At 36.4% G+C, this 21,610-nt stretch carries 16 protein-coding genes and 1 pseudogene; 2 read left to right on the top strand and 15 right to left on the bottom strand.

Annotation, left to right across the window (positions count from 1 at the left end):
• The 14 genes and pseudogenes from WFH18_RS12870 to WFH18_RS12805 all read right to left on the bottom strand — a co-directional run.
• Positions 1-74 (bottom strand): annotated as a pseudogene (locus WFH18_RS12870) (IS630 transposase-related protein); the annotation flags it as partial.
• Positions 75-333: 259 nt separating this feature from the next.
• A complete protein-coding gene (locus WFH18_RS12865; protein ID WP_267581543.1) occupies positions 334-2,586 on the bottom strand; it encodes a DEAD/DEAH box helicase in 2,253 nt (750 codons plus the stop codon).
• On the bottom strand, positions 2,558-3,853 hold the full coding sequence (locus WFH18_RS12860) for an ATP-binding protein (RefSeq protein WP_221260596.1): 1,296 nt from the start codon (positions 3,851-3,853) through the stop codon (positions 2,558-2,560). The genes WFH18_RS12865 and WFH18_RS12860 overlap by 29 nt, the downstream gene beginning before the upstream one ends.
• Positions 3,850-7,107, bottom strand: a complete 3,258-nt coding sequence (locus WFH18_RS12855; protein ID WP_336754990.1) for a tellurite resistance TerB family protein — start codon at positions 7,105-7,107, stop codon at positions 3,850-3,852. Before WFH18_RS12855 ends, WFH18_RS12860 begins: the two co-directional genes overlap by 4 nt.
• A gap of 293 nt (positions 7,108-7,400) precedes the next feature.
• Positions 7,401-8,533, bottom strand: a protein-coding gene (locus tag WFH18_RS12850; RefSeq protein ID WP_336754989.1) for an IS3 family transposase whose coding sequence is annotated in 2 segments (ribosomal slippage) — positions 7,401-8,281 and positions 8,281-8,533 — 1,134 coding nt in all. Because the reading frame shifts where the segments join, the coding sequence is not laid out codon by codon here.
• A 367-nt stretch (positions 8,534-8,900) separates the two neighbouring features.
• A complete protein-coding gene (locus WFH18_RS12845) occupies positions 8,901-9,641 on the bottom strand; it encodes a M48 family metallopeptidase (protein WP_336754987.1) in 741 nt (246 codons plus the stop codon).
• 1 nt (position 9,642) lies between these two features.
• On the bottom strand, positions 9,643-12,924 hold the full coding sequence (locus WFH18_RS12840; RefSeq protein ID WP_336754985.1) for a type I restriction endonuclease subunit R: 3,282 nt from the start codon (positions 12,922-12,924) through the stop codon (positions 9,643-9,645).
• Positions 12,925-12,962: 38 nt separating this feature from the next.
• Positions 12,963-14,300, bottom strand: coding sequence for an anti-phage deoxyguanosine triphosphatase (locus WFH18_RS12835; protein WP_336754984.1), 1,338 nt, complete (start codon positions 14,298-14,300; stop codon positions 12,963-12,965).
• Positions 14,301-14,344: 44 nt separating this feature from the next.
• Positions 14,345-15,286, bottom strand: a complete 942-nt coding sequence (locus WFH18_RS12830) for an endonuclease NucS domain-containing protein (protein WP_336754983.1) — start codon at positions 15,284-15,286, stop codon at positions 14,345-14,347.
• A complete protein-coding gene (locus WFH18_RS12825; RefSeq protein ID WP_336754981.1) occupies positions 15,286-16,491 on the bottom strand; it encodes a restriction endonuclease subunit S in 1,206 nt (401 codons plus the stop codon). The genes WFH18_RS12830 and WFH18_RS12825 overlap by 1 nt, the downstream gene beginning before the upstream one ends.
• Complete coding sequence (locus tag WFH18_RS12820) at positions 16,481-18,004, bottom strand: type I restriction-modification system subunit M (RefSeq protein ID WP_336754980.1); 1,524 nt, start codon at positions 18,002-18,004, stop codon at positions 16,481-16,483. Before WFH18_RS12820 ends, WFH18_RS12825 begins: the two co-directional genes overlap by 11 nt.
• The gene (locus WFH18_RS12815; protein WP_221260626.1) at positions 18,004-18,624 is read right to left on the bottom strand and encodes a restriction endonuclease subunit S; all 621 of its coding nucleotides are present in this window, start codon (positions 18,622-18,624) and stop codon (positions 18,004-18,006) included. The genes WFH18_RS12820 and WFH18_RS12815 overlap by 1 nt, the downstream gene beginning before the upstream one ends.
• A gap of 46 nt (positions 18,625-18,670) precedes the next feature.
• Positions 18,671-18,958 (bottom strand): hypothetical protein, encoded by a 288-nt coding sequence (locus WFH18_RS12810; RefSeq protein WP_336754979.1) that lies wholly within the window; start codon positions 18,956-18,958, stop codon positions 18,671-18,673.
• 266 nt (positions 18,959-19,224) lie between these two features.
• The gene (locus WFH18_RS12805; protein ID WP_168542752.1) at positions 19,225-19,431 is read right to left on the bottom strand and encodes a helix-turn-helix domain-containing protein; all 207 of its coding nucleotides are present in this window, start codon (positions 19,429-19,431) and stop codon (positions 19,225-19,227) included.
• A gap of 96 nt (positions 19,432-19,527) precedes the next feature.
• Between WFH18_RS12805 and WFH18_RS12800 the strand changes: the two genes are divergently transcribed.
• Positions 19,528-19,839, top strand: a complete 312-nt coding sequence (locus tag WFH18_RS12800) for a hypothetical protein (protein WP_228740302.1) — start codon at positions 19,528-19,530, stop codon at positions 19,837-19,839.
• 376 nt (positions 19,840-20,215) lie between these two features.
• Here WFH18_RS12800 and WFH18_RS12795 read toward each other — a convergent pair whose 3' ends face one another.
• Positions 20,216-20,722: a hypothetical protein gene (locus tag WFH18_RS12795; RefSeq protein WP_178905429.1), complete on the bottom strand. Its 507-nt coding sequence runs from the start codon at positions 20,720-20,722 to the stop codon at positions 20,216-20,218.
• Positions 20,723-20,974: 252 nt separating this feature from the next.
• Between WFH18_RS12795 and WFH18_RS12790 the strand changes: the two genes are divergently transcribed.
• Complete coding sequence (locus WFH18_RS12790) at positions 20,975-21,295, top strand: helix-turn-helix domain-containing protein (protein ID WP_176538074.1); 321 nt, start codon at positions 20,975-20,977, stop codon at positions 21,293-21,295.
• Positions 21,296-21,610: the final 315 nt, after the last annotated feature.

Below are 21,610 nucleotides of genomic sequence, written 5' to 3'. Positions count from 1 at the left end.
GCTACCGCTCGAATAGAATAACCTTCCTCAAGCTTAGCTAAAATTTTACGTCTAAAATGTTCTGAATAACTCATTGCACCATTGTATTGGTTTTATAATGATTTGACTATAAGTGCATATTTTGAGTTTTATAATTTGAAACGACCTCATTCGAGTCTAGACAAAATGACACCAAATGAGTTTTACTATGATCAGCTACCCCAACAAAACAAGGTGGCTTAACTAGAGCGGAATATCACTTATAAATACGCTTTTAGTTGTTCAAACAAGTGGGACCACCTCTCCCTTAGCTAAATAACTACCCAAATTCTAAATATAGATAGCTATAGAAATTTAATTGCATACTTTATTAATATTAGTTTCCTCTAAAACTTTTACTAGAAAATCCATAGCCAACTCAATTTCCAAAGCAACCGAGGCATAAGATTTATCAAGAACAGTCTTCGGAAGTGCCCAATCCCACTTTTCGCTTTCAAGGTTTTTAACCTCTTTCAATAATTGAGCAGGCGTTATAATCCCGTTAGAAAGTAATTTCTTGACAGTAGCATGTAGTATAGATTTTTTTGAATTTGAAATGCAGATATGTACACCTTCATTTGAAGCATCTAGCCCTAATGATCCTAGCATCAATACTAGCGTATTATTCACCCTATCCCCTTGCCATGTAAACAGAAGAGTACTTCCACCCATTTCCCTTATAAAGGTATTCTCTAAATTAGATACTCGAAAATATTCCCTAGCTTCTGCCAGCATTTTTTGTGCTGTGGCATCCAAAAATGGAATCTCTTGACTATGTAAGAGTATTTCTTTCATCCTTTGTCGAATTCTACTATGTACCATAGCTGTACCAGTGTTTTCAAAATAAGGAATAGCTCCCCCTTTGTCCGGCATCACCATTATTATTTTGGCTTCTGAATTAATTTCTAGTACACGCCACCTACGTCCTGCAAAAATTAACCCCATATTAGGAGTCAACGGATTTTTAAGTGAAATCGAACCAAGGGACTTTCCGTTGGACTCTATTCGATATTCTTCATTGGAAATAAAAGCACTGTAAAACTCATAGTGATTTACTAACTTTTCTCCTAATTCACCATGCAACAATAGTCCAGAGCTTTCTTGAGTGATCAGCTTTTTTTGACCTAAATATCGAAGCAATATTATAAAATCATGCTTTTCTATATTTGAGAAGGGTCCAGTTTCAACCAAAATACTCCATAAATCATTAGCACTCGCACCACCCTTTTCAGCGATGACTGACAGTATTTGCTGAACTAGTGTTGAAGCGTGAAGCCCTTTAGCTTGAGGAGGCTCAAACCAATTTTCTATCAAAAGAACAATCATCGCTATAGTTTGTAATAACCCTTCATGAATACAATCAGAAAAACCAGACTTATCTGTAATTTCAGGCTCAATACAATAATTTCTTAATATAGCAGCTTCACCTTTTCTTCTACCCGAGCGACCTAGCCGCTGACGAAGACTCGCAACTGAAGGTGGAGAGCCAATTTGAGCAATGCTTTGGACTGCACCAATATCAATACCCAACTCAAGAGTGGTAGTGCAAATCGCTGTTGCTGGACGTGACTTGTCTTTTAAAGCTTTTTCGGTTTCCTCTCTTATTTCCTTTGATAAATTGCCGTGATGAGGCCAAAAAACATTCGGAGTTTTATCTAATTCACACAAATGACGAAGATAATCAGAGTATTTTTCTACTTCTTGACGTGAGTTTGGGAAAATCAAATTACTTGTATTTCTTAATGAGGCATAAAGATGTTTAGCGATAGCTTGTGTAGAACCTATTTGAAATGATGCATCTATTGAGGATTTAGAATCATCTTTTTCATTTACAGACACGGTATTGATATAACCTTTGACAAGAACTTTGAGTGTCTGACCCTGATTTCTTGATACAATAATTTTGACTCTTTCAGGGTTCTTATTCCTAAGAAATTCAGCCGCCAAACTCATGTCACCGAGAGTTGCTGACAACCCTACTCGTGACACAACTTTCTGTGAAGCTAATTCAGCTCTGTGCATTAATGCTTGAAGTTGCTTTCCCCTTTCCACACCTATGAAGGCATGCAATTCATCTACTACTATATATTTTAGATTAGTAAAAAGACCTGCAACAGAAGTTCCACGATTAACAAATAAGGCCTCTAGAGATTCAGGAGTGATCAATAATATTCCATGGGGTTTTTTCAAAAATTTTTGCTTCTTGGATTGCGCGATGTCTCCATGCCAGCCAATAACTGGTATATCCAATGTTTCACAAAGGTCTGAAAGGCGATCCCATTGATCATTAATAAGAGCTTTCAATGGACTGATATACAGTACCACTCCTTTATTATTATCTTCATTCAACAAGTGCGTTAAAATTGGAAAGAAAGCAGCCTCTGTTTTACCAGAGGCTGTAGCAGCAGCAATAATCACATCCTGATTAGCACTAATCAATGCTGGAATTGCTTGGTTTTGAGCATCTCTTAGACTTGACCAACCTTCTGACCAAATCCATTGTTGGATACGTCTATCAAGTAATTCAAATCCAGATTGTTCATAGTTGGAAGCTGGCAAATTCATCATCACCCTCTACAGCATGTTCAAAAACTCCGCCATGGTCTACCTCAATTTGTAACTCACCTATAAGCTCTTTCCAATCAATTCCGGGGTTTTGCTCAAGAACAGACAACAAGTTAATAAAGGCAGTAATGGTTGTCCGAGGAGTGCGGAAATAAGCATCTCCTAGACGAGTGGCACAATGAGCCATAAATGCAGGAATAGCTTCGTCTGGTAAACCATATTTTTGTTGATCACCCAATGCATATACATGACGAATCTTTTGCATCAGCACATATAAATCTTCAGGAGTAAGACTGGATAACCTTAAAACTGGTCCAGAATAATCAACTAAGCCTGAACGTACAAAGGAGTTTTCTGCAAGACGAGATTGCAAAGCAGCATAACTGTAAAGCCCACGACGTGTATCTAATAGGAATTCTGGGGTTCCACCTAAAATAAAGCCTAACCCCTCTACAGTACCTTGTAATGAATCATTGAGGATTCGTAAGATCTGCTCATAATTCGCATTACGTGCCTGTGTATTTGAAAGCTTGTACAAATTAACCAACTCATCAAGACAAACTAGTAAACCACTGTATCCAGCTAAGCGAACAAAACGGGAAAGTAATTTAATTTGATCATATATTGATGCATCATCAACAATTGTTCGTACGCCTAATGCTGCTCTAGCATCAGTTTTAGTGGAAAACTCTCCACGCAACCAACGTATTGCATCAGCTTTGAGTTGTTCATTTCCCTCGTCAAAACCTTTGCAATATGCTGCAATTACTTCTGCAAAATCATAACCATTAACCATTTCTGTTAATTCAACAAGATGTGCATGAATAACTTCTTCATTAGTCCTTCCGGAAGACTTAGCTTCTGATTTAGCCTGAGCAATAAACTTCTCAACAATCCCTTGCAATGCTCCACCATCAGGTTTTGTTCGTGTGGACATATTCTTAGTTAGTTCAGCATATAAAGAGCGTGCTTGACCTCCTGAAGCATAAAGCCTTCTGTCTGGATTTAAATCTGCATGCATAGTGACTAACTTTTTTTCCATGCCTATTGCTCGAATAAGATTTAGAAAAAAGGTTTTCCCTGCACCATATTCACCAATAACAACCTTAAATGTCGCTCCACCCTCAGCAATACGATCAATGTTTTGAATAAGAGCTTCAATTTCCTTCACACGACCAACTTGAATAAGATGTTGCCCTATCCGAGGTACAACTCCTGCACGTAGTGATTGGATAACAGCATCTCTATCTTTTGCTTTTATCGTACTCATATTTCTATTTTCTCTAATAAACTCTGGTTAACTTCTAAAAGATCATCCCCCTCAATAATCTGTTCACCCAGATTATCAAGTGCTGACTCATTAATATTTTCAAGGGCTCCATCTAACATCAAATCAAAATCAGCTGCTAAATTTAATAATTCATCTCGACTCCACTGAGGACGGGTGATCAATCGATGTAGGAATGCTGAATGATCAATATCTAATCCTAATAAACTATGATTATTCTGTTGTTCATCAACTTCTGACTCAATTGCTATCTCTGTCTCTGCTTGTATTGCTTCATCTACAAAAACATTTGCCAACAAATTAGAAACAAGTGCAGTTTCTTTTTGTAGACTAGCAATACGTTCAACATCCAATTTGAATTTGGTTGCATTATCAGATGTAGTAAAAACATTTCTCGTTGGCTGAAGTTGTATGTTCGTAGATGAAACATGCAAATCTTTATAAACTTGTTGTTTCTCTAATTGTAGAACCACATAGATTCGCTCCAAAAGTTTCACTTCAGCAGGTTCAACCACCCCATCCACTTGAGCCAATTGAACCAGAATTTGAGCTATAGATCTTCTATTTTCACCTGATAATAATTCTAATTTTTTCTTTAAACTCATCAAAGAACTAGGTTGTTTAATCTTAAGTTGTAAAAATGCTTTTAAACGCTCGTGTTGCTCAGGACTTAAATGCACCCAAGATTCTATTATACGCTTTAGTAATTCAAGCTCTATTTCAGAAATCTTTCCATCGGCTAAAGCCACAGCACTTGCCAAGTCCAAAGTTACATTCGCCACATGATAAGCTGGTTCAGTCCTAAAATTAACATTGGTATTTCTTATTTTAAACAATACTATCAACTCATCGGGCTTTAGTGCTTTTGACCCAATAAATATATCGGGCTCAATCCCTAATCCTATATTTTCTAGGTTACGTACCAGTTCAACAAATTGATTACGAGATAACAGCACATTACAGCCCAACTTCATCAAAAAGGTTTTCAACTCAATAGCTAATGGATTCTGCGAGGTTTTTTCCTTAAACTCTTCAATCACAGCTATTAACTTTTCAGGCCAAAGATTTATTGGTAAAAACAAAATAACATCAGATGTACTCACAGAATCTGGATTTCGCCCAAGATAACGACTATAAGGTTCTAACTGTTCTGTAGTCTGATCAACTAATGCCTGTAACTTTTTAATATGCTTTGATACTGCAGATACATCAGGAAGATCATCGATATTTTTTGATAAGTTTCTTGAAATAGCAGATGATGCGGGGAAATAGGTAAGCTTAAGCTTAGTGCGATTGGGAGAAAGTACAAAACCATTACCATAAGTAGCCTGATAGTTTTGTTTGAATAAAGCTGCAAAATAATCAGCACAACGTGTTACTGGTGTTCGTTTACTAATATTACGGTCTATTAAAACCCAAGCAAGTGCCCAATCTACCGGTAATGGATATTTATCAACTACCAGTTGTCCTAATGCTATACGATAACTTAATGGAAGTTCATATGGAGTATTCAATATTTCAGAAGGTTGTTTCAAATAGCTTTGTGCAACAACCGTATCAAAAGACACATAATCTATAAATCTTAAAGCATAACCTTTAAATGAACCATTACTTCCATAGATGGATAATAACCTGGTTACTTCCTTAATAATATCGGGTATTTCTTGTTTAGCTTGTAAATCTGTTTGTGCATCTACTAGAGCACGTCGTTCTAACCCATAAAAAAATAGAAAAACATAACCAATATCAGCTATTGGATTAGATCGTCCACCTGCCAACCAATCCAAATATGCACGCCTTGCTTTAGGAGAGATATGAGTATAACTAGGCCAATATCCTATTAAACGTTCGGCTATATCTACTTTACGACTTGAAATTGATAATGATACATCAATAAAAGAAGGTTCAGTGTTGAAAGAAATGTATTGCCTTTTAGTTCCTAGATAAAACATTCCACCATGTATAGTGAATCCATTTATTTCGACATTCTTGTCTGAAGAAACCCATACTGGATCTATTTGCTGATATATCTCTGGTGCAGATGGTATGATTTTTTCATTTATATGATTTTCAGATTCTAATTGGAATGTCACAAAATTTTCTTCATCTCCAATCTGATTTAATTCTGGCTGGCTTACGCTAGCATTTGACTCTAAATTCTTTGAAGATTGCTCAGGCTCATGGGAAGAAATAATCGAATGAGATACTTTGGGAATAAGTGAGATGATTGTTTCATTGAAATCATTTTTAGGTTCTAATTGGAATGTCACAAAATTTTCTTCATCTCCAATCTGACTTGAGTCTGACTGTGAGATATTTTGTTCTGATTCGAAGTTCTTTTGATATGATTCAACCTCCAAAGAAGTTTTGTGTTCCTTAAGTAAATCTTGAACTGGGGTATTAGTCTGTATTAATTGCAATCTTTGCGTTGCTTCAAATGCTCTCTGCTGTGTTAAACATAATAAAGCTAACTTCAATGTAGAGATTAAACTTTGTTTTTCTTCAAATAATTTCTGCTGTTTTAACAATAACAAATCTATTTTCAATGTAGAGATTAATCTTTGTCTTTCTTCAAATACTTTCCGTTGTTTTAATAATAAAACCGTCTTCAGTGCAGAGATTAATCTTTGTCTTTCTTCAAATGTTTCTCTTTTTTTTAACACTTCCTCTTGTTGAGAGCCCCCTTGGACAGAAGACTCCAACTGTTTTTGTTGAGTAATAAAGATATGTTCATAATCAACAACTTCAGATGTAGAAGACACAATTTTCCATTCGGATTGATTAGCTGTCTGAGCTAGAAGTACTGATGTAGACTCTGTTTCAATAGGAATATCGTTTGGAGAAGTAAGCTTTGTGAATTGTTCTTCACTTCTATTTATTGAACATAGTTCTGAAAGGCTAGATGGATAGATTACTGGTAAGTTTGGCGGTACAACCTTTCTTATAACTTTTATATTATTTTTTTCTTTAGAACTATAAATACATAATAAGATTTGAATTGTCATTCCTAAAAAAAAACCTAATAGGCTGGAACTTGAATCACCTTCTGATTGGAACAAGCCTATTAATACAAGCAGTGCAAATAGATAAAGAATCCAATAACCAATAATCTGCAGTCGACCAACTGATTGTCTCTTGAGAGTAAACATGAAGGTAGCTGGTTTGATCAGATAAAAAATTATACTAAAAAAAGCTATTATGAACATCCCCATCACTAAGCTAGCAATAAATACCATCCTCAAATACTCCTTAGTAATTTAACTATCTAAAAAAACCATTTTTCTTATCTAACACAATACCTTAAAAAATATTTAAGTGTATAATTTGATGAAATGAAATCGCTACATTAGTTAAAGTCAACTGGTGGCAGTCCACATTTTAATGCTTCTAATTATGTTCGGCTTTGTATGCGGCTTCTTTACCGGTATTCATAATTCATGCAACCTATTTGACAGAAAGTAATATAGTTCCGTTACTTAGACCACTCAATTCACTTTTATAAGTGATAAATCCGCTCTAAATATTTAAATTATGCTGCCATTACTTTTAGTAAATATTGATCATAAAATTCATTTGGTGTTGCCTTATTCAAACTTGAATGAGGACGTATCATGTTATAAAAATCCAAATATTCAGCAATTGATTGTTTCGCTTGTTTAATCGTATCGTATGCTTTCAAATAGACTTCCTCATGCTTCACGCTGCACCATAAACGCTCAATCATCACATTATCTATCCACCGTCCTTTCCCATCCATACTGATACGGATTTTTCGCAATTTTAACTCATTCAAAAATGCCTCGCTTTTGAATTGACTTACTTGGTCTGTATTAAACACCTCAGGACAACCATATTTCACAATTGCTTCTTGCAACGCATCTATGCAAAAGTCTGTTTTCATACTGATTGATACACGATGAGCCAGTACTTTACGACTATGCCAATCTATAATTGCAGCACACAGATAGACAAAGCCTTTAGCCATAGGAATGTACGTGATATTTGTACACCAGACTTGATTAGAGTGATCTATGACCATGTTTTTCAAAAGATATGGGAAAATACGGTGTGCAAGATTAGGCTTACTGGTATTGGGTTTTGGATACAAGGCATGTATTCCCATCAAGCGCATTAAACGTCGGACTTTACGCCGACCTATTTGATGTCCTTGACGCTGTAGCATATCTCGTATCATTCGACTGCCCATAAATGGGTATTCGAGATGAATTTCATCGATCAGACGCATCAAACTCCAATCAGTTGATGAAATCTCTTTGGGCTTGTAATACAACGTACTGCGATTGATTTGAATCAATTGCGATTGTTGTCGTACCGAAAGTTGATGGGTCTTATCGATCATTTTTTGGCGCTCAGCTGCCCTATTTTTCTGAGCGCACCTTCTAAAAAATCAATTTGCAATGTCTGATGTCCTATCTTGGCATGTAGAGCTTTGAGGTCAATCTCTGGTTCTTGTTGTGCTGTTGGTCGTGAAAAAATATTGACTGATTGCTCAAGCAGTTGATTTTGCCAATCAATTATTTGGTTTTGATCTAAATCGAATTGAGTAGAAAGTTCAGCGAGTGTGTGGTCGCCTTTAATTGCTGCGAGAGCAACTTTAACTTTAAACTCTGCTGAATGATTACGACGTTTTCTTCGTGTCATCGTTGACTCCAAAAACAAGCATTTCCCATGCTTGTTTTTGGAGTAGGTTATCACTTATAGGCGTGGTCTAAAATCCTAGACCCACATCAGGTAAACTCAAACCAACCACCCCACACCAACTACAAGATATATTGGTACTAAATAGTCAACCAGCTAAGGAAGGTAAAATTAAGATAGTGGTTATAGGCTGCAATAGAACAACACCTTGAAAACTCATTTTCAGAAATTGACACTGGTTGTGTCGTTTTCAGCGAAAAATGACATCTGTCATGTCGTTGAAAGGTGTCATGAAATGTCGTTAAGCTTACTAAAGTATTGATTAATCGTTTATGAAAATGACAACTGATGTGTCGTTCAACGCAAAAGTCTATTCAAAAAACTTCACAGCCATGTTATCTAATCTCTCTTTCACCACCTCCCAATCAGGCATAACTTGATTCAATAGTTGGTAGAAACGCTCACTATGATTATGTTCAACCAAATGACAAAGTTCATGCAGAATCACATAATCAATGCAAATTGTAGGCGCTTTAACTAGATGTGGATTGAGCGTAAGTACACCTGATGGGGAGCAATTTCCCCACTGTGTTCGCATGGTCATCAAACGAATATCAGGGTAATTTTCAACCCATAAAGCTTGTTCTAGAATATGTTGCAAACGTGCTTCGAATATGACTTTTGCTCGGGTTCTATACCATTCATTTAAATAAGATTTAATACTTTCAAGACTCATATCCAAGGTGTTTACTTCCAATCTTCCTCTTAAAAGTTTTACACCTTTTGGCTTGGTATCATCATGAATCACTTTTAATTGATACTGTTTACCCAAATAAAAGTGGCTTTCACCACTTTTATATTGGCGAGGTGTGATAAATCTACTTTGCTCACGGAACTCTCGTAATTGTTTATAGATCCAACGACTACGCTGCTTTACAGCCTCAATGATTATTTTATCATCTGCATTTAACGGTGCCGATACAACTACCCGACAATCAGCATAGACTTTAATCAGTATCTTTTCAGTACGGCTAGGACTTTCAAGCACCTCAAAATCAACAACTTCACCACCATAAATGATGCTTAACTTTTTCTCATCTAGCATATTCATCCTAGAGCCCATTTAAACCGACCCGAGTAATTTGTACGATCATTTCCACAATTTTTTTGGCTTGATCCATACCACTCCCAATGGATTTACATTCACGGAACATCTGCGGTAATAGTTTTTTACGGATATCTGCTTCAATATTTTGTGGATTAATTGAGTTTTCAGCTACAGAACTCATCACAGAACGATCAACCTCAAAAGCGAGTTGAATCCACTTATCTTGATTCTGTTGATCTGTTATCGAGAATGCTTCAGGTAATAGTTTCTTAAATACACCATAATAAGCTTGAGCATGCTTATTATCACTGAACACATCAGGGATTTCATCTAAACGACGTGCCTCAACTTGTTCTTCAAACTCTCTAAACAGCATGTGTTGCTTCAATGGATGATCAAACTCTTTCTCTGCTTCTTCAATGACTTGACGTAACAGCTTAGAGAAAGCCTCCTGAGCATAGGGATCATCACGCAATTGCTGTTCAATCATCTTCGTTACACGAGTTTTGATGATATCCGTTTCGTTACGTGTTTTCTCTTCACTCCAATCTTCAGGTTGCGCCACTTTGCCCATCTTGCCGACTTCATAGACTCCATCAGGGTCTTTTACCTCAATACCCACAACATGTTTATCAAGAAGTTTTTTGACTTGCTCAGCATACTGATCATAGTCAATAGTCTCTCCAGCATCTCGTTTCACAATCTGACGCAAGCTTGTAAATAGTTTGACTGTTTCTTTGTAGTGCTGACGATCTGCATCAGAAAAGCTTTTATCTTCAAAGAAGGTTGCTGACTGCAATGCAACTTTTAAACAACTGGCAAATTCTGTAAGTGCTTCATAAAAATCATCACGAACTTTTAAGTGAATATCGACTAACTCACCCTCACGTTCTTCAATGCGTGGGACTAAAACTTGGCGCAACTGCTCTGGATCATTTTTATTTTTTACACCATCAAAAATCGCCCATAGCGCTTTATACAAACGAGGTAAACGTTTGTATTCAGAGCTCATTTGCGTATACAAGCCTGTAAGATCATTGATATCATAGCCACCTTGGGTACGAGCAGCGAGATCTTGGTAATCAAGAATTGTGGAATCTAATTCTTTTAAAATACCTCGATAGTCAATCAATAAACCAAACTTTTTCATTGGATGAAGTCGGTTTACACGCGCAATTGCTTGGATCAGATTGTGCTGTTTTAAATTTTTATCAATATAAAGAACAGCATTTTTAGGTTCATCAAAACCTGTTAAGAGCTTATCCACCACTATCAGCAATTTAAGCGAATCATCTTTTTCAAAACGCTCAATTACTTGTTTGGTATAAGTTTGCTCATCCTGAGTGCCGACATTGTCTTTCCACCATTGGGTCACTTCAGGGGTAGTCGATTCATCAACATCAGTATTTCCTTCACGACTATCAGGTGGACTCATCACCACAGCAGACTCAAACAAGCCTGCTTCATCCAAGTACTTTTTATACTTAATCGCTGAAGCCTTGCTATCGCAAGCAAGCTGTCCTTTTAAACCATCATCAATATTTTTCACAAAGTGATTGGCAATATCTAACGCAATCAGGCGAATACGATCATCCGCAGTATAAATTTCACCTTTTCTCGCAAATTTACGTTTTAAATCTGCTTTTTGCTGATCATTTAAACCTTCTGTTATCCGTTCAAACCACGTATCAATCGCTCGTTCATTGACATCTAAATCAGGAATTCGTTCTTCATAGAGCAAAGGCGTTACGGTTTTATCTTCTACCGCTCTTTGCATCGTATACGCATGAACAATAGGACCAAACTTGTTAACGGTCTTTTCATCTTTAAGTAATGGCGTACCTGTAAATGCCACGAATGCCGCATTTGGCAGTGCGAGTTTCATACGCACATGGTTTTCACCACCTTGGCTTCGATGCCCTTCATCAATCAAGACAATGAAGTCAGAACTTGTGTTAACACATTCAGGAAGTTTGGTTGCAGAGTTAAATTTCTGAATCAAAGAGAACATGATTCGCTCTGTACCCTTACCAATTTGTTCAGCCAAGCGTTTGCCTGAAGTCGCCATGGCATTTTGCTTGTCTTTTTTTCCTGCCAGTTCACCACCTGATACAAAGGTTTTACTCAGTTGATCTTCTAAATCGACACGGTCAGTGACAACCAAGATACGGCATTGTTTTAAAGCCTCATGCAAGATCAAAGCTTTACTAAGAAAGACCATGGTAAAAGATTTACCTGAGCCCGTTGTATGCCAAATGACACCACCTTCGCGTCCACCTTTGCTGTTCTTCGTACTAATACGCTCAATGAGGCGTTTGATACCAAAGATTTGCTGATAACGGGCAACAATTTTTCCTGCTTTCTTATCGAAAAGCGTATATAGGCGAACCATTTCGAGTAGTCGTTCAGGCTTTAATAGACTAATCAGCAGTTGATCTTGACCTGTAACAGCTAAGTCTCCACCTGCAATTAGGTTTTCATACCAATTTAAGTCATCGACTGGACGATAAGAAAATAGGCTCTGTTTTTGTGAAACAGTTAATTTCTTATTTTTAAGCGCATACATCTCTGCATTAGAAATATCTTCTTCTCGCCACGCTGCCCAAAACTTAGCAGGGGTATTACATGTGCCGTAACGCCCTTCATGTCCATTTATAGAAAGTAGTAGTTGGCTATATGCAAACAGATGTGGAATTTCATCAGGTCGCTGATTACGAAGCGTCTGAGAAATGCCTTCATTAATCGTTGGACCTTTTTTAGCCTGACTATCAGGGCGTTTTGCTTCAATTACCCCTAAAGGAATACCATTTACAAAGCAAATGATATCGGGTCTGCGTGTATCTACTCCACCTGAGCGTGTGACAGCAAATTCTTCAGTGTATGAAAAGTTATTGTTATGGATGTTATACCAATCAATCAGCGGGATCGTTGGGCTAACTTTTTTCCCGTTTACAAATTCAGTTACAGGAATGCCGTAGAACAAATGGTCATACATTTTTTCGTTGGCGGTCAGTAACCCTTCATTCAAAGCAGGGCTACAAATTTCAGCAATTAAGTTGTCTACCGACTTTGCTGAAAGTGGATATTCTTGACCCGCAAATGGAAAAGTACGTTTAGAGAGCTCTTTACGTAAAATTTGACGTAATACCACTTGGTCTTGTTTTCCATCACGGGCAGCGAGTGCCTGTGATGGAGATAAAAATGACCATCCTAAGTTAGTCAATAAGGTTAAAGCAGGAAGTTTTGCACTAAATTCTTCTTGAAACTTCGGTAAAAACATGGTCATTAATATTATCTCATTACCTAAATTGACGATTAAACGAATTAAAGTCGATCAAAAATAGAACCCTTATGTGGATAATAAATTTTTTCATACAATCTAGTCGCATATTCATCTGTCATACCCGAAATATAGTCACAAATTACTCTTTGCTTCTCAGTTTCGGTTTCAACTTGCTTATACTTTGCAACAGTAGTGCTCGGAAGTAATCTCAACGGATCTGATGCTAGTGCTTCAAATAATTCAATAACCAGTTTCTGTCCTTTAAACTCAAGTTGTTGAACATTCGTACTCTTAATTACTTTATCTTTAACTAAATCGAAAATATGTTTACGCATTTTCTCAAATTTATCTTCCAAATAAGCATTCCATTTAATTAATGGTGTCGTTGCATTTTCTATATCTGAAGAACTAACATAGGTATGTGTAATAAGTTTATGTACTAAATTACCAATTGCCTTTTTACGCTCATAACTTTCCAATGCAAAAAGTTTTTGAGTCAGTTCTGATAAATTAATTCCACATTCCGTGAATATTTCTTCAGAATTAGCAGTATGAGCTTCCCAAATTGCTTTCGTAATCATTCCTAATGAGATGGCATCTTCAAAATCATGTAGGCTGTAAGAAATATCATCAGCCAATTCCATAATAGATGTGTCTAAACCATGATGTTGAGTTTTTAAATGTCCTGTTTTAGGATCTTCTTTACACTCTAAAAAGCTTGCCCGTTCTGAATCAGTTAAAGGAGCTAATATCCAATCTTGTACAATTTCCTTTTCTTCATCTAAATAACATTTTGGTGGATGCTGCTTTGAAGCCTTAGATAACCATTTGGGCGAACTTAATGTGTCGTAAGCTTTATCACCACAAACATTGGAATAATTTACTGGGTATTTCAATACACCTAATGCTAGTCGGCGTGTAGGATTCATGCCATAACCATCAGTGTATTTGTCTAAACGAGACAAAATTCTTAAGGTTTGACCATTACCCTCAAAACCACCATGTTCTCGCATGCAAATATTTAAGGCTACTTCACCGCCATGACCAAATGGTGGGTGCCCAATATCATGTGCCAAGCAGATAGCATTCATCAATGAAAGTTTAGGTAAAGCATCTACAATTTCTTTATCATCTTTATGGCGTGATTCCTTTAACCAGCGAACAATTCCAGCACCAATCTGAGCAACCTCCATAGAATGCGTTAGTCGAGTTCGATAAAAATCACTTTCTCCAAGACCCAATACCTGTGTTTTAGATTGGAGTCTTCGAAATGCAGAAGAATGAATTAGACGGGCATAATCTCGTTCCCATTCATTACGAACATCATCATCACGTTGTAAATCTTGTTTACGACGCTCTTCCCATACTTTATTAGACATAATACCCCCTTTAACTTATTCAATAAGTATTTATAAAACGTTGATTATTCAACAACCTTACTAAGTTTAAAACTCAACTGATAACGATAAAACTCAATATTCTGAGCCACACTCAAAGCACGACGAATTCTTAAGTCATCTTCAAGTGCAATGATGGCTCCTTTTACTTGCTGATCTGCCTCAGCCAAATCATCTTTGACATAGCCCATATAGCGTTGGATTTGCCCCACGACACGATCACTTGCACGACCACGTTTTAGCTCAACAACAAGCAATGTCTTCTTATCCTTACTGATTGCCAAGATATCGATAGGACCTGTATCCGATGGATACTGTTGGCCGACCAATTGACCATCTTCGGTATAAATGTCGTATGTTGCACCCAACTCAGTTTTAGACCAATTCTCTACCAAGAAATGCTCTAAATGCTTTTCTAAAGCAAAAGCTGTTGGGTCTTCGAGCACTTCATCAGGCTCGAGATGCTCAACCGTTTCTTTACCATCAATAAGCGTTTTAAGCTCTGCTGCATACTTGGTTAGATTGCAAACTGTACCTGCCGCTGATGAGTTTTTTAACTCCTGAGACATCAGTTCTCTAGGTAAAGTCTGTTCAAACCATTCAACTTTTCTGCGATGGCTTAACTCACCAGAAGGCACGTAGTAATAGTCTGAAATGACTTTACCCACTAAGTAATGACCATCCCCACGAGGTGTAAGGATAATGTCATCCTGTTTAATCCCTTTAGAAAGGGTATGTAACATGCCACATGCTAAGCCGGCCGAAATTTTGGTTTTATCAGGTAAAGCATCAAGGTAAACAGGGATAAAACGATGATTAAACTCACGCCAATCATCAGGTAAGTCATGTGTTAAGTCTTGGTCAATGTTCCAGTTGGCGGCAATAAAGCCGCCTTCTAGAAACTCTTGAGCAAATACAGACTTCGCACCCGCCATAATGCGGTAGTAGCTAGGCATTATTTGCATCATTAGGCAGCCACCTTGACACGTTTTTTACCTGTCAAAAGTTGTTGCATGAGTGCTTTTTTCTCTTGCTTTAAGCAATCAAGTTTTTTCTGCAAATTCTCAATTTCTTGATCGGCGAGTGATAATACCGACACTATTTTCTTCTGCTCTTGTAGCGATGGTAAAAGCAAAGGAATCATAAGCATGTCACTTTTGTTCAGTTTTGCTCTTGTTCCACCATTAACAAAGGCTAAAATATTTTTATGTACCAAACAATAATAAATCCATTCATTCAAGCTATTTTTCTTCGCTCTTAGAATGTGAGCATGATTGTTTACCCAACATTTACCATACGAAATATTAGAAATAGGTCTTGTTTGATATTCATCAAAATATCCACCATCTTCCGCTAGCAATACTATCGTTTCATCAAAGATAAAATCAGATATGTAATCAACTATCCCATTTGCACCCCAATATGGAATGGTACCTGACATTGATGAGCGCTGTTCTGAGTTTAATGGCACTCTCTTATTATCTAAACATTCTGCACAATCCTTGATATGTACTTTCTCCCACTCACCAACAAACCTGACACCATTTTCATCAAACAAACGCTTCTTACCTGTTAGCAGTTGCTGCATCAATGCTTTTTTCTGCTGTTGGCTATTTTCAAGCATTTTTTCAGTAGCCGAAATCGCTTGATCCCAAGTGGAAAGGATTTGAGCGATTTTATTCTGCTCCTGTAAAGGAGGCATGAAAATTTTCAAGCGTCTAACATCATCCTTAGTAATGGTTTTTGTTGTCGAACCACTAGCAAAGGATTTGACGTAATGCTCATTTTTACGTAAATAAGCATAAATAAAATATGGATTAGCTTTTTTAGGATTTACCCGAATCAAAAATAGATTCATTCCCAATGAAACAGGCTTGCTAATTTCAGGCATAAAGTAGACTGTGCCAGGATTAGCAATTTTGTTCATGATTAAATCAGAAGCATAAACTTTTGATTTTTTGAGGAACTCATAAGCATGCTCATCTATGTAGATAAGATTATTTGTAAAATCATTTGCTTCAAAATTGGTGGTTCGAATCATGACGGCATGATTCTCTTTATCCAATAATGTCACATTTTCTTTTAACTTTTCATAAGCACCATTAGCATGATAGTCCGTTAGAAGCTCAATGACATCACCCAGCGGTTTATAAAGAATAGTATTACTCTCCATAACCCAACTCCTCTAGATACTTCGCCATTTGCACTTCAAGCTCAGCAAGTTGAGTCTTTAACTGCTCACGCTCAGCACGTACAGCAACCAAATCAATTTCGGCTTCTTCTTCAAAGGTATCCACATAACGAGGAATGTTTAGGTTGTAATCATTGTCTTTCACTTCCTGCAAAGTCGCCAAATACGCATACTTATCTACGCTTTCACGAGCACGATAGGTTGCAATAATCTTGGCAATATTGTCTTCAGTTAAATTGTTTTGATTTTTACCTGACTTAAACTCACGGCTTGCATCAATAAACAAAACAGAATCATCAGACTTTTGCTTTTTGAAAATTAAAATTGCCGCAGGGATACCCGTACCGTAGAACAGCTTTTCAGGTAAACCAATCACAGCATCTAATAAGTTTTCGTTAATCAACTTCTCACGAATCTTCCCTTCAGACGAGCCACGGAATAACACACCATGTGGAACCACAACACCCATACGACCCGTAACAGGTTTAAGTGTCTCAATCATGTGTAAGATAAAGGCATAATCACCTTTGGTTTTTGGTGGTAAACCACGACGGAAACGGTCAAACTTATCATTTTCAGCTTGCTCATAACCCCATTTATCCAGTGAGAATGGTGGGTTTGCAGTCACAATATCAAACAGCATCAAGTCGCCATTCTTATCCAATAATTTTGGATTGCGAATCGTATCGCCCCACTCAATTTTGTGGTTGTCTTCGCCATGCAAAAACATGTTCATCTTGGCTAATGACCACGTTGAACCAATCGCTTCTTGCCCATAAAGCGCATATTCTTTGCTGTTGTGGTTGCTGACAACCTTACGACCACACTTCATCAACAGTGAGCCAGAACCACATGCAGGGTCACAAATACTGTCGCCTTTCTGTGGATCAAGTAACTCAGCAATTAAGTCCGATACTTCAGGTGGCGTATAAAATTCACCGGCCTTTTGACCACCACTTGCAGCAAAGTTTTTAATCAAAAACTCATACCCGTTGCCAATCACATCAAGTGAACCTACACGGCTTGGCTTTAGATCCAATTCAGGAACAGCAAAAACTTCAAGAAGGTCTTTTAAAATGGTGTTTTTTTGCTTTTCTTCGCCCAATTTATCCGTGTTAAAAGAAATATCTTGGAAAACGCTTTTACCTACATCTTTCAGCTTTGTCCCATTGGCTTCTTCAAGTGCATGTAAAGCCATATCAATACGTTCACCATTACCGGGCTCAAAGCGACGCTCATGCAAAGTATAGAAATTTGATTCACGAGGCAGTACAAAACGCTCGTTTTTCATTAACTCTTCAATGAGCTCAGGCTCATCACCATACTCATTTTTATAATTGTCGTAGTGGTCTTGCCATACATCAGAGATGTACTTTAAGAACAGCATTGTCAAAATATAGTCTTTATAGGTATCTGCACTCACTGTGCCACGGAATACATCACATGCCGACCAAAGGGCTTTATTGACGGTATCTTGATTAATTTGAGTAACCATTATTTGTTTCCTTGGAGCAGTTGTTTAAACATGCCCATCATCATTTGTTCACGATTTTTAAGTAATTGTTGGGTCAAGATCTGCTCTTGCTCCCAAATACGGTTTAATTCAATTATGCGTTGCTGAATATCCAAACTTGGCACTTCTACCTCAAATTGGCTTACCGTTGATACGCTTAGCATTGGCATCTTAGAGCCCTGACTTTCTTGGCGTAACTCATGTTGCACAGTAGGTTGATTCAAGTACCAACATAGGTATTCAGGTAGTACATTTTGATTTGGCATCAAAATCAAAAATTGACTACTCACAATGAGTGGTAATGCTTTTGATTGATCTTGATGGCCTACAAAATAATGTGCTTTGAGATACTCTCCACGACAGGGCAACAATACAGAGTCAGGCGATACGATGGCATTATCTTTACCTTGCCAATCAATTTGCGGTAAATCATCAGCAAAAAGCGTATAACCACAGGTATCCGTTGCAATGTGACGAATATCTTTGATCTGTAATACGTGCGCATTACCAGAATCAACTTCTTCAACCTTTTCACGGAATGTAAAACCTGTGCGAATCTCTGCGAGGTCACTCAGTTTTACGAATCTATTTAACTTTGACATAAATATTTACTCTGAAAGAAAGTGAGTCATCCTTGGCTCAATCCCATTAAGATGCATTACCAATATATTTCTTTAGCCAGTCCGTTGTAGCCTTATCTTTATCATCATCTAATTTTCGCCAAGCCGCTTCTGGATTCAGCCTAGTTACTAACAGACCATCATCATGGTCCATGACTTGGCTCAAGTCATCCCGAATCTGTGCTGCCGTTGCAGAAACAATTAGCCAGCAAGATTTTAAAGGTCTTCGCCAAGTTCCATAAGCTTTAATTTTTTTATAAAGCTCTTCATAGTTACGTTGCTTACGCAGGTCATAATTGATCTGATATACTTTCATTTGTTCTTAACTCCTAATGTTTAGTCACGTTATCGGTTTTGAATTCGATGACAGGCGGCCACCTGTCATCACAAATTAAATACAGTAGGTAGACTATGCAACACCTGTTACATCAGGATAATGGGGCGTTTTTTACTCAATGTCAATTGTTTTTTTTGCAGTAGAACACCTACTAAAATTAAAAACCCCTAAACAAATACTACCATTTTCATTGCAAAATATTGTTTTTAAACATAATTTTTATTAAAACCAAGCTAAATATATTTCTATTCAAAAAAATTAATGATTTGAATATCTAAAGCTTTTGATATTTCATAAAGCTTGAGCACAGTAATGTTAACCTCACCTCTCTCTATCCGCCCCATATAACTACGATCTAAACCACACATAAGGGCTAACTTTTCTTGAGAAAGGCCTTTTTCTTTTCTAGCCTTACGTATTTTTTGACCTAGTAAACTTGCTAATTCTGTCATTTGATTTAAATGCTCAAAAAACAGAACTATCATCATTTACGGATTAAACATCCACGGACTATAATCCTCTTTTTAATAAGTGAAAATTGTTCAGTTATGGCAAGAAATACTCATTTACCACTGTATGATGATTTTTTAGATTTATTCATAAATCACGAAGTCAATAATTGGCAAGCTAAAGATTTTTGGGAGAAAATGCTGACATCTAGACCAAACATGCCAAAAACTGCTAAAAGACGTATGTACTCAGGCCTAAAAATCCTTTTAAATTTTGAATATTTGGAAGTGAATCCCACTACATCTTCAAAAAAATCCTTTCGTTATAAAGAAACACCTAGACTGAATGATTTAAGAAATCATTATAAAAAACAGAAGCTTCAAGATATTTTTATGTCAAAAAAAAAGTGATTTATTGATAGAATTGGAGGAAAAAGAGAATAATATCGAATTCTTAAATACTTTATTATCTAATGATGCGACGCTAGAAAAATATTTCATTACCCATAAACATGAGATTGAGAAAAATATATAAAAAATAAATTCTAATATCAAATTAATGGAAGATATATTAAGTTAGATAAAAAATTGATCATAAAATCGTCATTTCAATAAAAATAAAAAATGAAGTGACATTACAATAAACGCATAACTATTATTTACACCCTCCACCCTCCAGATCAGCCTAATCTCTTGTGGGTTGCTGACTTCACATATATTCAAACCAATTCTGGTTGGGTTTATGCAGCAGTGAATCACACAATTTATAACTTGTAGTTCTCCCTCTTTAGAATGATTCAAGTTGATCATTTTCAATATCATTGAAAATATTCACTATAAAACTATTCTTGTCTTCTAATTCCTTTAACTCTTTAGATATAACATTTTCATATTTGTCAAAAAAACTTTGTAGATCTGGGTTTTTAGTAATGATATTTTCAATGAAAACTTTCTCGGTTTTACGTCGTTCGAGTACATTTTCCAAACTCTTTTTTTCCTCAATTAATGCATCTTTGACCTTTTTTACTTTCTCAACATTTCGATAGGATTTTAAATAAGAGGTTTCGCTGTATCTAAAAATATTACGGTTATCCTCGTCTCTCACTGTTAAAAGAAAATTGCATTTTACTAGTATATTTAATCCTCTATAAATACTTTGCTTTTCAGAGGGTTTAACAAATTGTCTATCATTAAAAATAGCCTTTATAAAGTCATTCGCTCGCCATTCGATGATTTCATGATTCAGTAAAATGTGAAAAAAATCACTATAAAAAGGTAGAGTATATTTTGACATGGATAAGCACAATTAAAGCAAAAGAGAGTTGATGACCTTAGTGTTGAACTGTATATAGAATCATAACTGTAACAATTGGTAGAGGATCAAAAATAGGCGCTTGAGATCAATGCAGATCTGGCAAGCTTGTTCAAAAGTTACCATCGAGCAATGCAAGGTAGACTTCTTGATTTCACAATACTAAGGAATCCTTAGTAATAACTCAAGTTGAAACTAAGAAAATCTTAGTTTTAAGGTGGGTGCTTATGTTTAATGCCAACACATAATTTAAATGTTTTTGCCTTACGTCTTCGTATAGCGCGCAAAGCAAAAAAACTTTCACAAGAGCGCTTAGGGATCTTGGCTGGAATTGATGAATCTTCTGCTAGTGCACGTATGAATCAGTATGAACGTGGAAAACATGTTCCTGATTTTTTAATGGCTTCCAAGATTGCAGAAATTTTAGATTTACCAACAGCATATTTTTATGTAGAAAACGATTTATTGGCAGAAATAATACAAGTTAGTCATACTTTAAGTAATGAGCAGAGGTTAGAAGTTCTACGATTTATTAAAGACTTACAAAAGTTTTGAATCTTATATCTTTCTTCTTGGATAAGATGAGTATAGTTCATGATCTAACTTTGACTTCGGTCTGGCGGAGGCAAAATGCTAGCTCATCTTGCCTGCTTCCTACGATTTAATCTCTGTTGTACTTTATTTTTAGATTTAAGTAATCAAAAAAGCAGAATAATATTACTTTAATTTGTTAGCTAAATGGATAACTTCATATATTAAACTTCCGTCATAAATCAAAAAACGTACAATTTATTTGATCTTAAATTAATCAGCAAAATTATTTAATTCAAGAGATAATCCTTGGATGAAATTCAAAGATATTCAAAAATT

It is taken from the genome of Acinetobacter sp. USHLN143 (assembly GCF_037145695.1).
Lineage (GTDB): Bacteria > Pseudomonadota > Gammaproteobacteria > Pseudomonadales > Moraxellaceae > Acinetobacter > Acinetobacter fasciculus.
Note: the sequence above shows the minus strand (reverse complement) of the source record. Positions and strands in the feature narration are given on the sequence as shown.

Coding starts and splice junctions, on each gene's coding strand:
- WFH18_RS12865 (WP_267581543.1), bottom strand. CDS start 2,586: ATGATGAATTTGCCAGCTTCCAACTATGAACAATCTGGATTTGAATTA.
- WFH18_RS12860 (WP_221260596.1), bottom strand. CDS start 3,853: ATGAGTACGATAAAAGCAAAAGATAGAGATGCTGTTATCCAATCACTA.
- WFH18_RS12855 (WP_336754990.1), bottom strand. CDS start 7,107: ATGGTATTTATTGCTAGCTTAGTGATGGGGATGTTCATAATAGCTTTT.
- WFH18_RS12845 (WP_336754987.1), bottom strand. CDS start 9,641: ATGAATATGCTAGATGAGAAAAAGTTAAGCATCATTTATGGTGGTGAA.
- WFH18_RS12840 (WP_336754985.1), bottom strand. CDS start 12,924: ATGACCATGTTTTTACCGAAGTTTCAAGAAGAATTTAGTGCAAAACTT.
- WFH18_RS12835 (WP_336754984.1), bottom strand. CDS start 14,300: ATGTCTAATAAAGTATGGGAAGAGCGTCGTAAACAAGATTTACAACGT.
- WFH18_RS12830 (WP_336754983.1), bottom strand. CDS start 15,286: ATGATGCAAATAATGCCTAGCTACTACCGCATTATGGCGGGTGCGAAG.
- WFH18_RS12825 (WP_336754981.1), bottom strand. CDS start 16,491: ATGGAGAGTAATACTATTCTTTATAAACCGCTGGGTGATGTCATTGAG.
- WFH18_RS12820 (WP_336754980.1), bottom strand. CDS start 18,004: ATGGTTACTCAAATTAATCAAGATACCGTCAATAAAGCCCTTTGGTCG.
- WFH18_RS12815 (WP_221260626.1), bottom strand. CDS start 18,624: ATGTCAAAGTTAAATAGATTCGTAAAACTGAGTGACCTCGCAGAGATT.
- WFH18_RS12810 (WP_336754979.1), bottom strand. CDS start 18,958: ATGAAAGTATATCAGATCAATTATGACCTGCGTAAGCAACGTAACTAT.
- WFH18_RS12805 (WP_168542752.1), bottom strand. CDS start 19,431: ATGACAGAATTAGCAAGTTTACTAGGTCAAAAAATACGTAAGGCTAGA.
- WFH18_RS12800 (WP_228740302.1), top strand. CDS start 19,528: ATGGCAAGAAATACTCATTTACCACTGTATGATGATTTTTTAGATTTA.
- WFH18_RS12795 (WP_178905429.1), bottom strand. CDS start 20,722: ATGTCAAAATATACTCTACCTTTTTATAGTGATTTTTTTCACATTTTA.
- WFH18_RS12790 (WP_176538074.1), top strand. CDS start 20,975: ATGCCAACACATAATTTAAATGTTTTTGCCTTACGTCTTCGTATAGCG.